The following is an 11,957-nucleotide window of genomic DNA, read 5'->3' on the forward strand; positions in this document are numbered from 1 at the left end:
CATCAGCGCGCGGCCGCTTCCAGTGCAGCCTTCACGATCGCCGGGCGCGCTTCCTTGCCGAGCTGCTCCATCGTGCATTGCCCGGGCGCCTTGTCCGGCCGCCAGCGCAGGAAGCCGGTACCGTGGCGGAAGCGCCGTCCCGTGACATGGTCGTAGCGCACCTCGGCGACCAATTCGGGGCGAAGGGGCTGCCAATCGGCCGAACGTTCAGTCTGCCAGCGGCTCGGGCCGCCGGGCGCGTCACCGGTGAATCCGGGGGCCTGGACCAGCTTTTCAAGCCTTTCGGTGAGCGCCGGACGCTCGGCGGCAGGGATGGCGGAGGTATAGCCTACATGATGGAGCAGCCCGGCTTCGTCATAAAGGCCGAGCAACAGCGAGCCCACCAGCTTCTTGCCGCTCGCATAGCGGAAGCCGCCGACCACGCAGTCGGCGGTGCGCAGCCGCTTGACCTTGAGCATCGCGCGTTCGCCAGAGCAATAGGGCTGGTCGCGCCGCTTGGCGATCACCCCGTCGAGCGCGCCGCCGGCATCGGCCAGCCAGCGCCGGGCAGTCTCGGGGTCCTGCGTGCAGGGCGAGAGGTTGAGCCCAGGCGTTCCGTGCGCGGCGTGGAAAGCTTCCAGCGCCGTGCGGCGATCGTCGAGCGGGCGCTCGGCCAGCGACGCCTCTTCCCATTCGAGGCAATCGAACAACATCAGCCGGGCGGGATGTTCGGCAGCGAGCTTGTGCACCCGGCTCGCGGCGGGATGGAGCCGCATCTGCAGCGCTTCGAACGACAAAGTTTCGCCAACCGGGATGATCAGCTCGCCGTCGAGCACCAGCCGCTCGACCGGCAGTGCCGCGACCATTGCCTCGACATCGGGGAAGTAGCGCGCCAGCGGCTTGCCCGCCTTGGACATCAGCGACACCGCCTCGCCGCGCTTGAAGACGAGGCAGCGAAAGCCGTCCCATTTGGGCTCGAACTGCCAGCCGGTGTCGTCGGGAAGCGCCTCGACCGATTCCGCCTCCATCGGCGCCAGGCCGGGCTCGATCGTCAGCGGCTTGCCCCGTCATAGAGCTGCACGCGCAACGCATCGAGATCGACGCCGTCGGCGCAGCGCAGGTTGATCTCGACCATCGGGCCGTTCGGCCCCTTGCCTTCCGCGAACGGGGCAACGCCGCAATTCTTGCAGAAATGATGCTGGATGACGTGGTGGTTGAATTCATAGGTCGCCACGGCCTCGCGCGGCGTGTGGAGCGTGAACTTGTCCGGGGTGGTGAAATGGTGGAGCGGCGCCTTGCGCCGGCAGATCGAGCAGTTGCACTGCATCGCCTGGCCCGGCGGCTCCTCGGCGACCGTATAGGCGATCGCGCCGCAATGGCAGCTTCCGGTGAACGGCATCATCTTCTCCTGCTTCGGATAACGCTCGGGCGCGACCCTTGTTCTAGTTCTCATTATGTTCTACACTGTGCGCATGCAATCGGGCTTCGGATTCTGCGGGCACGACGACATCCAGCGCTGGCAGCGCGCGCTGGAGCCTATGCGCGCTTTGGCCGGACCGCTACCCCGGCGTTCGCCGATCGGGGCGCTGGTCAAGTCGATGATCAGCGGCCGGACCCGGGATCCGGTGTCCCTGGCGGCCTATGACCGGCTGGTCGCAGCGTTCGGGACGCCGGGGCAGGTGCTGGCAGCGGGGCCGACAGAGGTGCTGCGCTGCATCGGCGCGGTCACCCATGCCGAGGACAAGGCTCGCTATCTGATCGGGGCGCTCGGGCGGGTCGCGGCGGAGCGAAAGAACTTCGACCTGGGCTTTCTGTGCGACCTGCCGCTCGGCGACGCGCTCACTTGGCTCGAACGGCTGCCCGGTGTCGGCCGCAAGGTGGCTGCGGCAACGCTCAACGGCAGCACGCTCGACCGGCCGGTGCTGATCGTCGACAGCCATGTGCTGCGCGTATTGCAGCGGCTGGGCTTCGTGCACCGGCGTGCCGAGGGCCGGGACGCGAGCGAAGCGGTGACCGCGGCGATGTCCGAATGGCAGGGCCGGGACTTCCTCGACTTCCATATCGGCACCAAGAAGCTCGGCCAGACCTTCTGCCGCTACGAAGGGACCGAGTGCGCACGCTGCCCGCTGCGGGCCGATTGCCGTTCGCGGAGCAATTGACAGCACGCCCGGCCTCTCGGACAGAAAGCCATGGGCGACGTGAAACTCCATCCGAGCTGGCTCGAACCGCTGCAGGGCGAGTTCGCCGATCCGTACATGGCGGCGCTGCGCCAGTTCCTCGTCGCCGAGAGGGCCGCGGGCAAGCGCATTTTCCCGGCCGGCAACGAGTGGTTCCGCGCGCTCGACCTGACCCCGCTGGAGAATGTCCGCGTCGTGATCCTGGGCCAGGATCCCTATCATGGCGAGGGCCAGGCGCATGGCCTGTGCTTCTCGGTGAAGCCTGGCGTCCGCACCCCGCCGAGCCTGGTCAACATCTACAAGGAAATGGAGAGCGACCTCGGCATCCCGCCGGCGCGGCACGGGTTCCTCGAGCATTGGGCGGAGCAGGGCGTGCTGCTGCTCAATTCGGTGCTCACCGTGCAGATGGCCGCCGCTGCTTCGCACCAGGGGCGCGGCTGGGAACGGTTCACCGATGCAGTGATCCGGCTGGTCAATGCGCGTGCCGAGCCGGTCGTCTTCATGCTCTGGGGCAGTCATGCCCAGAAGAAGGCGGCGTTCGTCGACTCGATCGACAAGGGCGGCCGGCACCTGGTGCTAAAGGCCCCACACCCTTCGCCGCTCTCCGCCTATTCGGGCTTTTTCGGATCGGGCCATTTCTCCAAGGCCAATGCCTTTCTCGAGAGCGTCGGGCAGAAGCCGATCGACTGGGCCCTGCCGCCGCTCGCCCAATAGAAAGCCGCCTGAAAACAAAGAGATGACTCAGGCGCGGCGCTGCCATAGGCTGGGCCCGAGGAGAGTCCCCATGCGTCGCACCCTGTCCACCCTGATCGCCTTGTCCTTGTCCGCCTGCAGTGGTGGTGGCGGCGGGAGCGTGGTGGCCGGCGGCGGATCGACCGGCGGCTCCACCCCTACGCCCACACCCACCACCGCAGCCGGCTGCACGCTGCGCGAGCGGCAGGACTGGGCGGCGGCGCAGCTGGGCGAATGGTATCTCTTCCCCGAGACGCTGCCGGCCAGCCTCAGCCCGACGGGCTATTCGGACCTGACGAGCTATGTCGATGCGCTGACCGCCAATGCGCGGGCCCAGGGCAAGGACCGCTACTTCACCTATGTCACTTCGATCGCCGAGGAGAATGCCTATTACAATTCCGGCGCGAGCGCGGGCTTCGGCTTCCGTCTCTATCTGAGCGGCAACCGGCTGTTCTCGGCCGAGACGTTCGAGGGCACCAGCGCACTTACCGCCGGGATCGACCGCGGTACCGAGATCGTGGCGATCGGCACCACCGAATCCAACCTGCGCAACGTCAGCGAGATCCTTTCGACCGGCGGCACTGCGGGACTGACCGACGCGCTCGGACCCAACACCGCCGGCACCAGCCGTACGATGCGGGTTACCGATTCGGCACTGGGCACTCGCGTGGTGACGATCGCCAAGACCGACTATACGCTCACTCCGGTCTCTTCGCGCTACGGCGCCAAGATCATCGACGATGGCGGGCACCGCGTCGGCTATGTCAATCTGCGCACCTTCATCAACACCGCCGAGACGCCGCTCCGGAATGCCTTCCAGCAATTCAAGGCCGCGGGCGTGACCGAGATCATCGTCGATGTCCGTTACAATGGCGGCGGGCTCGTCTCGATCGCCGAGCTGATGGGCAACCTGCTCGGCGCCAACCGCACCGGCTCCGACGTGTTCGATTACATGACCTTCCGCACCAGCAAGGCGGCGCAGAACAGCACCAGCTATTTCGCGCCGCAGAGCCAGTCGGTCGCCCCGACCAGGATCGCGTTCATCGGCACGTCGAGCACCGCCTCCGCGAGCGAGCTCGTCGCCGCGGCGATGCTGCCCTATCTGGGCAACAACCTCGCGCTGGTCGGCGCCAACACCTATGGCAAGCCGGTCGGCCAGATCGCGGTGGACAAGGCCGCGTGCGACGACCGCTTCCGCATCATCGCCTTCGCGCTCCAGAACCGCGACCACCAGGGCAGCTATTTCACCGGCCTGGCGAGCCTGGTGCCCAACACCTGCAAGGCGGCGGACGACATCGCCTATCCGCTGGGCGACGCGCGCGAGGCGTCGACCCGCGCCGCGCTCGACTTCATCCAGGGCAAGGCCTGCACGCCGATCACCGCCAGCGCCGCGGCGAAGACCACCGCGCAGACAGCGATCGAGCGCGAACCGCTCATCCCCACCCAGCCGAGCGTGCCGCAGCGCGACGTGCCCGGACTGTTCTGATCCGGTAACGACGTTTTTGCAGGGCCCGAGTAGGCGAGGGGCCAAGCAGTTGCTATCTTCTCCAACGGACGATGGAGGAAGCAATGAAGTCGCTGTTCGGCCGCCTGTTCGGCAAGCGCGGCCCCGAGGCGGAGCTGGCGCCCCCGGCAACGCCGCCCGAAGAGAAGACCGAATGGGTGCGCGACCAGATAAGGCGCGACGTGGCGAGCGGCTTCTATGACGAAGACGCGATCCTGACCAACGCGGCCGACGCCTTTGCCGACGACCTGACCCCCGAGGAGCTCCGCCCGCTCGCCCAGAAGCTGCTGCGCCAGGCGCTGGCCGAACAGCGCGCCGCGGAACGCCACTGGCCCGACGAAACCGATTGCGACCGCCTCGACGCCGCCTTCGCCGCGCTGGAGGAGGACGGCGTGATCGCCCGCCAGAACTTCAGCTGCTGCGGCAATTGCGGATCGACCGAGATCTGGGACGAGGTCCGCGCCGTCGAAGACACCGGCAGCGCCGTCCAGGGCTATGCCTTCTACCACATGCAGGACACCGAGAGCGCGGTGGACGGCGACGGTCTCTACCTCAACTATGGCGCCTGCGACGAAGGCGAGGATGCGGCCCTTGCCGTGGCACGCACCATCGTCGCGGAGCTCGAGGCGCATGGCCTGGAGACCAAATGGGACGGCAGCTGGGAACAGCGCATCGGCGTGACGCTCGACTGGAAGCGGCGCCGGGGGTTCTGACCCCTCCCCCTCAGCCCGGCACCCGGCCGAACGCCCCGGGCGGCGCATCGCTCCTGAGCCAGCCGGTCACCGAGAAGCGCAGGCCCGGCGCGAAGGACGAGACCATCTCGACGCTGTGATCCTGCGGCACCGAGAAGATGTTGAGTGCATTGAAGATCGGCCGGAAGCCCTTCTCGACATCATGGTTCCTGTCGAAGAACTGGAGATAGCCGCCCCAGTCGCGCTCCCATCCGGGCGTGAAATTGAGCACATAGGCAGCGACCCGGTGGCCGCCCGCCGCCTCGTCGGTATGCGACTTGAGGAAATTGCCCGAGCGATAGAGCGTCGCCTGGCTATCCGCCCACTGGATATCGTCGCGCCCCGTCATCGTCCGGAAAAAGGCCAGGGTCTCGGGCCGGTTGAGGAACTCGTAGATCGCCAGCACCGGCAGCTTGGGCGCGCTGGGAGTGAAGTACATCGAGACGAGCGGGTAGAAGTGATAGAGGAACTGATACTGGGTGCGCGCGCGCTCCTGGATGCCCATCAGCATCTGGTTCAGGCGGCCCTGGTCGAGCTGCGCGAGATAGTCGGGCGGCAACTGCTCGACCTTGTCGCCCTGGTTGTAGACGAGCCACCACGGCGTGGCCTTCAGCAGGTCGAGCACCCGGTCGGCATCCTCGGCCACCAGGAAGTCGCGCACCTGCATGCGTCCGCCCCGCGCCCATTCCGCGGCGAGCACGGCAGGATCATGGGCGGGGTTGATGCGGATCACGGCGACACTCTCCTTGGCCGGCGGCGGGCCGGCGCGGCAGCTGTAGAATCGCGCGGCCGGGCTGTCACGCGGGGCCGCGGAAGTTTACGAAGTTGATGCTACGGGGCCCCCGGTTTGCGGGGATGTTCGCCCTGGCCGATCTCCCGCAGATATTCCTCGAACCTGGCGTCGCGCCGAAGATGATCGGCGGCTTCACGGGCATCCTGCTCGCGCTGCAGGTCGGCCATGCGCTGCTCCTCGGCATCGACGACTTTAGGCCAGCCGATCGCAAAGCTTCCGGGCGGCCGCGGCAGCCCGTCTTCGGCAGCATAATTCTCCTCGTCGAGATTGTGGAGCGCGCGGGACAGCTGAAGCGCAGCGCCATCGGGATGGCGCTGCGCCCCTTCGAGCCGATCGATCCAGGCACCGTAGCGGACCGGATCGCGACAGCGCAGAATGAAGCGCGTGAGCCTTTCGTCGAAATAGCGGCGCTCGCCGATCTGCTCGCCCTGGAAGAAGACGGGGACGGCGACGCCGTGGATCGCGCGGCTGAGCGCAGCCTCGGCCAGGCGCTGCACGGCATAGTCGAGCGCCAGTTCCCAGGCGAAGCGGAAGCTCTGCGCGTCGACGCGCCGTCGCAAGGCATAGGCCGATTGCGGCTGCATGCCGACGCGCTGGCAGGCATGGGCGACGCAGCCGCTTTCGGCCAGCGCCTCGATGAAATCGGCCTGCTTCCCAGGCGACCAGCCATCGTGGCGCGGGCGCACGGGAACGGGGGTGTGGAGGCGCGGCGCGGCACCGTCCTCGGGCGAGGCCGCGCGCACGGCGGCGGCAATGCGTTTCTTGCTCATCCGCCAGGATAGATCAGGCGAAATCCTACTTTGCCAGTGCTGTAGGAAGCTTTGCCGCAAAGTGTGGCCTTCCGGCATCCATCAGGATCTGGAGGGTTACGCCCGGGGCGGCGGCAGCTGCCGGTGGCTGCGCTTGGCATGGACGATCGGCGGGATCGACAACAGGATTACCGCGACCATGCCCCCGATCGCCAGCAGCCCGAGCGGGGTGGCACGCGCCTCGCTCTCCATCACGAACCTGTCGCCGAAGCGGATCGTGGCGCGCGCGGTCTGCGGGGTGAAGAGCGGGTGGGGTACGGGGGGCATGGCGGGATCCTTGGCGGGGCGAGGCTTGGGCACGGGCGCGCCGCTATGCCGCGGCGGCAAGGACGGGCGCGCGATCGGCGTGGAGCAGCCAGGCAAGCACCGCCGCCATCACCAGCAGCGCAGTCACGTCGCCGGGGATATGGCCCATGTGCATTGGCCGGGCGAAGGACTGGACCGCCATGATCGCGGCGTGGACCGCACTCGACCAGATCGCGAACAGGATCAGCGAGCGATGCGCCTGCGGATCGGCGGCGGCGCGGATCAGGAAGACGCCGAGCACCACATAGAGCCCGACGATCATGAGGAAATAGTCGGATGCCGCCGGCGGCCCCGCATGCCAGGCCCAGCCCGACGGCCAGACGATCGCGAGGGGATAGAGGAGGCAGCAGGTCGCGCCGAAGACGACGAGCGCGGCTTGCAGCAGCTTGTGCGTGGTCATGGCGGGTGTTCCCCCAAGGATGCGGCTTCGGGAAAATATAGATGAACGGGAGTGCAGGCAAATTGGGGAAGCCTGGAAGTGCATGAATTTTAGCTCACAGAATGCGAACCGACAACACAATCGAATAAAATCGAATCTTCTGAATCGGTTAGTCGCCGTTGACTAACTCGTTGATTCTGATACATTTTCTGAATGGATTTAACGTACAACCTTAATGGCGGTTTTAAGCCAACCACGAAGCGCTTTGCTGACCTCGACGGCCCTGATTTTTTCCCGACGCCGGGCTGGGCTACGCACGCACTTATCGACAATGAACAGTTCGATGGCGATATCTGGGAAAGCGCCTGCGGCGACGGATCGATGTCCGAAGTGTTGAAGCTTACCGGTTGTAACGTGAAGAGTTCAGATCTTGTCGATCGCGGCTACGGTGAAGGAAACATTGATTTCTTAACATCAAACTATTCCGTTGATAATATCGTTACCAATCCACCATATAATGCGGCAGAGGGATTTGTTTCGGCCGGCCTAAGACTGTCGCGGAAGAAATTTGCGTTGCTCCTCCGTTTGGCCTTTTTGGAAGGCGCGAATAGGCAGGAAACAATATTTAACAAGACCCCCCCATCCAGGGTGTGGGTATTTAGTGAGCGCATCACCTTCTATCCCGCCGGAGCAGTGCAGAAGGGTTCCGGCACTACGGCCTACGCTTGGTTCGTCTGGGACAAGGAAGACAGCGGATCGACTGAGCTCAAATGGCTCCCTACCGGCTATAAACGGCGCTTCGCTAAAACCCCAGTTTCGTCAGAAACTTCTCGCCTGCTGGTGTAATTCTATAACCGCGGCCTTTCACGTGCTCCAGAAGGCCGCGATCGATCCAGTTTCCATCTGCGCCATCGTGACTCTTTATGTTCCGGATAAGCTGGTGCCACATCGGCTCGTTTCGTCGCGTAACAGACTGAGCAAGATCATCTTTTGATAAAGAGATCATTCCCGGAATCTCCGTGCGTGCACGATTGAAGGTGCACAGCTTGTCCGCTCTGTTCTTGGCGATTCGTGCCACACACAACGCGATATCATCTTCTTTCGCTCTGGGCATAATAATCCCCTCCCGGGTAATATGTGCCTAGAGCCAATCCTATTCGCAAGACGTAAATCAACGATACCAGCTTGCGTAGCCACCACCTTCTTGACCGGCATACGACTGGACAATTTCTATCGACTTATAGACTTGAGCCATCGCTTACATTCGCTGACCTCGTTAACGAACTGCTCAAAGCAATCATGCTTCGACCGGATACCTACCAAACCTCCACCGCCGCCTCGAACGGCGCGCCGCCCCGGCTGTGCTTGGCGACGAAGCGGATGCGCGACGGCACGATGCTGGCGCCTTTGTAATCGGCCTGGACGTCGAGCTGGTCGACCAGGTCCTCCGCGGTGAAGCGCTCGAGCGTGCCGATCACGAGCTGGCGGACCGTTTCCACGGCGGGCGGGATATAGGCGATATTGTGGGAATCGTTCGCGCCGCCCAGTTCGGCGGGGAAGAGGCGGATCCTTACCAGTGTTCCCGCTCGAACCAGCTTCAGCGCCGCTGCCTTGCTGGTGATCGCGGAGAAATCGGGACGATCCGCCATGCCCTGCGCCTCCTGCGCGGTGGCGGCGGGCGCCAGGCTCAGCGCGCCGAACAGGAACAATGCGCCGGCCAGTCCCTGCCCCACGCCCCGCAATGCGTGCGCCATCGTCCTCTCTCCGATGTGATGCCGCGCAGGCTATCGAAGCTTTGGTCGCTTTTGGCGGCAAGCTTGTCCGTTTCGGAGACGGTTCTCGGGCGCCGCATTCCGCGCCTTTGGCGCAGCCCCTCCACCATTCGCTGCGCGAATGGTCCCCCTCACCGAGCGAGCTCGGGGAGGAATTCATGGGGCTCGGGTGAAGTCCATCGTCCAGTTGGTTTCCCAGGTCGCGCCGCCGTCCGCCGAGAGCGCCTGTTCCCAGCGCGGGGTGGCGGTGTCGGTGGCGAGCCAGAGGAAGCGCATGCGGACCGGGCAGCCGTCCAGAATGTCGTCGGCGTAGAAGCTGCCGATGCCGGCTTCGAAGCGGCCGATCACGGGCGCGTCGAGGGTGTGGGGGCTGCGGCCGTCGAGCCACCAGATCGCCCAGCTCGCGCCGGCCGGATCCCAGGAGCGCAGCGCGATCGCGCGGTAGCTGCCTTGCGGCAGATGGAGGAGATTGTCCTCGACATTGCCGTTGCCGCCGAGGATCGGGCGCTGCTCGCTGGTGCCGGCGAACGCTTCCCATTCGGTGCAGCCGGCGAGGCGCGCCTTGAGGCGGCGGTGCCGGACGGTCCAGCGGCCCTGCTGGAAATCGAAATCGCTGGGGTTGGACATGAGAGGCTCCGGCCAGGGTTGCCGGAAGTTCTCAGTTTGTTCCTGGCGCGTCAAGGGGCCCGCCGGCCCCTCCACCACTCGCTTCGCGGGCGGTCCCCTCCCCGAGACGAGCTCGGGGAGGAATTAGTGGACCTCAGTCGTGCTCGCGGTCGCCCTGGCCCATGTAGAGCTCGCGGCCGGTCTCGTTGTAGAGCTGCGACATCGCGGCCATGCCGGCTTCGGCATCCTCGGCGGCGAGGAAGCCTTCGACCGGCGCGTTCTGCTTCGCCGCGAACTCGCGCACTTCCTGGGTGATCTTCATCGAGCAGAATTTGGGGCCGCACATCGAGCAGAAATGCGCGGTCTTGGCGCCTTCGGCCGGCAGAGTCTGGTCGTGATACTTCTCGGCCGTGTCGGGATCGAGCGACAGGTTGAACTGGTCGCGCCAGCGGAACTCGAAGCGGGCGCGGGACAGCGCGTCGTCGCGGACCTTGGCGGCGGGATGCCCCTTGGCGAGATCGGCGGCATGGGCGGCGAGCTTGTAGGTGACGACGCCGACCTTGACGTCGTCGCGGTCCGGGAGCCCCAGATGCTCCTTGGGCGTGACGTAGCAGAGCATCGCGGTGCCGTACCAGCCGATCATGGCGGCGCCGATGCCGCTGGTGATATGGTCATAGCCCGGCGCGATATCGGTGGTGAGCGGCCCGAGCGTGTAGAAGGGCGCCTCGCCGCAGGCCTGCAGCTGCTTGTCCATATTCTCCTTGATCTTGTGCATCGGCACATGGCCGGGGCCCTCGATCATCACCTGGACGTCCTGCGCCCAGGCGCGCTTGGTGAGCTCGCCCAGCGTGTAGAGTTCGGCGAACTGGGCTTCGTCATTGGCGTCGGCGATGCTGCCGGGGCGCAGGCCGTCGCCGAGCGAATAGGCGATGTCGTACGCCTTCATGATCTCGGTGATCTCGTCGAACTTCTCGTAGAGGAAGCTCTCCTTGTGGTGCGACAGGCACCATTTCGCCATGATCGAGCCGCCGCGGCTGACGATGCCGGTGACGCGCTTGGCGGTGAGCGGGACGTAGGGCAGGCGGACGCCGGCATGGATGGTGAAATAGTCGACGCCCTGCTCGGCCTGCTCGATCAGCGTGTCGCGGAAGATCTCCCAGGTCAGCTCCTCGGCGATGCCGCCGACCTTCTCGAGCGCCTGGTAGATCGGCACGGTGCCGACGGGGACGGGCGCGTTGCGCATGATCCATTCGCGGGTGTCGTGGATGTTGCGGCCGGTCGACAGGTCCATGATCGTGTCCGCGCCCCAGCGGATCGCCCAGACCATCTTGTCGACTTCCTGCGCGACGTTCGAGGCAACGGCGGAGTTGCCGATATTGGCGTTGATCTTGACCAGGAAGTTGCGGCCGATCGCCATCGGCTCGGATTCGGGATGGTTGATGTTGTTGGGGATGATCGCTCGGCCGCGAGCGACTTCGTCGCGGACGAATTCCGGCGTCACATAGTCGGGGATCGACGCGCCGAAGTCCTGGCCGTCGCGGACATATTCCGCCAGGCGGGCGCGGCCGAGATTCTCGCGCTCGGCGACATATTCCATCTCGGGCGTGATGATGCCGCGGCGGGCGTAATACATCTGGCTGACATTGGCGCCGAGCTTGGCGCGCAGCACCTTCTTGCGGACATTGGGGAAGGGCTGGACGCCACCCGAGCGATCCGGGCCGAGCTGGCCGTTATCCTCGGGGCGGACTTCGCGCTGGGCGACTTCCTCGACATCGCCGCGGGCGCGGATCCAGGCGCTGCGCAGCTCGGGCAAGCCGGCCATGATGTCGATGCGCGCTTCGGGGTCGCTGTACGGGCCCGAGGTGTCGTAGACGCGGACCGGCGCTTCGCCCGAGCCAGGCTCGAGATGGATCTCGCGCATCGCCACCTTGAGCGGACCGACATGGATCTTCTTCGAGCCACGGATCGGGCCGGTGGTGACGGCGAGCTCGGTCTTGGCGGGGATGTCGGCCATCTTCTGTCTTCTCCAAATCGGGAGAAAACGGACCTCGGGTGAAGCGCCGCTCCCTCCCTACGCCGGTCTCAACCGGATCAGGTTCAGCGGGTCGAAGGCTGCAGCCTTCCTCTCAAGCGCGCATCAGCGCTCCCCCGGGGATGCGGCGGTATTAG

Annotated in this window: 14 protein-coding genes and 1 riboswitch; of the genes, 5 read left to right on the plus strand and 9 right to left on the minus strand. The window is 65.6% G+C overall.

Annotated elements, in window-relative coordinates:
- Window positions 1–2: 2 nt before the first annotated feature.
- Window positions 3–1,007, minus strand: a complete 1,005-nt coding sequence (locus tag AC1RPL_RS15710; protein ID WP_493070455.1) for an ATP-dependent DNA ligase — start codon at window positions 1,005–1,007, stop codon at window positions 3–5.
- Between the two features lie 23 nt (window positions 1,008–1,030).
- Window positions 1,031–1,378, minus strand: coding sequence for a GFA family protein (locus AC1RPL_RS15715; protein ID WP_493070457.1), 348 nt, complete (start codon window positions 1,376–1,378; stop codon window positions 1,031–1,033).
- Window positions 1,379–1,451: 73 nt separating this feature from the next.
- Here AC1RPL_RS15715 and AC1RPL_RS15720 point away from each other — a divergent pair, with 73 nt between their 5' ends.
- The 4 genes from AC1RPL_RS15720 (at window position 1,452) to AC1RPL_RS15735 (ending at window position 5,105) form a co-directional block, all read left to right on the plus strand.
- The gene (locus AC1RPL_RS15720) at window positions 1,452–2,138 is read left to right on the plus strand and encodes an endonuclease III domain-containing protein (protein ID WP_493070459.1); all 687 of its coding nucleotides are present in this window, start codon (window positions 1,452–1,454) and stop codon (window positions 2,136–2,138) included.
- Window positions 2,139–2,168: 30 nt separating this feature from the next.
- Window positions 2,169–2,870, plus strand: coding sequence for a uracil-DNA glycosylase (ung, locus tag AC1RPL_RS15725; protein ID WP_493070461.1), 702 nt, complete (start codon window positions 2,169–2,171; stop codon window positions 2,868–2,870).
- Window positions 2,871–2,940: 70 nt separating this feature from the next.
- Complete coding sequence (locus AC1RPL_RS15730) at window positions 2,941–4,374, plus strand: S41 family peptidase (protein ID WP_493070462.1); 1,434 nt, start codon at window positions 2,941–2,943, stop codon at window positions 4,372–4,374.
- Window positions 4,375–4,457: 83 nt separating this feature from the next.
- Window positions 4,458–5,105, plus strand: coding sequence for a DUF6891 domain-containing protein (locus tag AC1RPL_RS15735; protein WP_493070464.1), 648 nt, complete (start codon window positions 4,458–4,460; stop codon window positions 5,103–5,105).
- A gap of 10 nt (window positions 5,106–5,115) precedes the next feature.
- On the opposite strand, the gene AC1RPL_RS15740 is transcribed toward AC1RPL_RS15735, so the two are convergent.
- The 4 genes from AC1RPL_RS15740 to AC1RPL_RS15755 all read right to left on the minus strand — a co-directional run bounded on the left by AC1RPL_RS15740 (window position 5,116) and on the right by AC1RPL_RS15755 (window position 7,431).
- On the minus strand, window positions 5,116–5,856 hold the full coding sequence (locus AC1RPL_RS15740) for a 2OG-Fe(II) oxygenase (protein ID WP_493070466.1): 741 nt from the start codon (window positions 5,854–5,856) through the stop codon (window positions 5,116–5,118).
- A 98-nt stretch (window positions 5,857–5,954) separates the two neighbouring features.
- Entirely contained in the window at window positions 5,955–6,686 is a 732-nt protein-coding gene (locus AC1RPL_RS15745; RefSeq protein WP_493070468.1) for a hypothetical protein, read from the minus strand.
- A gap of 96 nt (window positions 6,687–6,782) precedes the next feature.
- A complete protein-coding gene (locus tag AC1RPL_RS15750) occupies window positions 6,783–6,992 on the minus strand; it encodes a hypothetical protein (protein ID WP_493070470.1) in 210 nt (69 codons plus the stop codon).
- 43 nt (window positions 6,993–7,035) lie between these two features.
- Window positions 7,036–7,431 carry a DUF6632 domain-containing protein gene (locus tag AC1RPL_RS15755; RefSeq protein WP_493070471.1) on the minus strand — a complete coding sequence of 132 codons (396 nt, stop codon included), beginning with the start codon at window positions 7,429–7,431 and terminating at the stop codon, window positions 7,036–7,038.
- Between the two features lie 192 nt (window positions 7,432–7,623).
- Here AC1RPL_RS15755 and AC1RPL_RS15760 point away from each other — a divergent pair, with 192 nt between their 5' ends.
- Window positions 7,624–8,256, plus strand: coding sequence for a hypothetical protein (locus AC1RPL_RS15760; RefSeq protein WP_493070473.1), 633 nt, complete (start codon window positions 7,624–7,626; stop codon window positions 8,254–8,256).
- Window positions 8,257–8,726: 470 nt separating this feature from the next.
- Here the strand turns inward: AC1RPL_RS15760 and AC1RPL_RS15765 are convergent, their stop codons facing one another.
- From AC1RPL_RS15765 to thiC, 3 genes are all read right to left on the minus strand, one after another.
- Window positions 8,727–9,164, minus strand: a complete 438-nt coding sequence (locus AC1RPL_RS15765; protein WP_493070475.1) for a hypothetical protein — start codon at window positions 9,162–9,164, stop codon at window positions 8,727–8,729.
- A gap of 174 nt (window positions 9,165–9,338) precedes the next feature.
- Window positions 9,339–9,809 (minus strand): DUF1579 domain-containing protein, encoded by a 471-nt coding sequence (locus AC1RPL_RS15770; protein ID WP_493070477.1) that lies wholly within the window; start codon window positions 9,807–9,809, stop codon window positions 9,339–9,341.
- Between the two features lie 133 nt (window positions 9,810–9,942).
- Window positions 9,943–11,802 carry a phosphomethylpyrimidine synthase ThiC gene (gene thiC, locus AC1RPL_RS15775; protein WP_493070479.1) on the minus strand — a complete coding sequence of 620 codons (1,860 nt, stop codon included), beginning with the start codon at window positions 11,800–11,802 and terminating at the stop codon, window positions 9,943–9,945.
- Window positions 11,803–11,839: 37 nt separating this feature from the next.
- A riboswitch (TPP riboswitch) is annotated at window positions 11,840–11,949 on the minus strand.
- Window positions 11,950–11,957: the final 8 nt, after the last annotated feature.

This window comes from Sphingomonas sp. GW821-FHT12D09 (assembly GCF_058807215.1).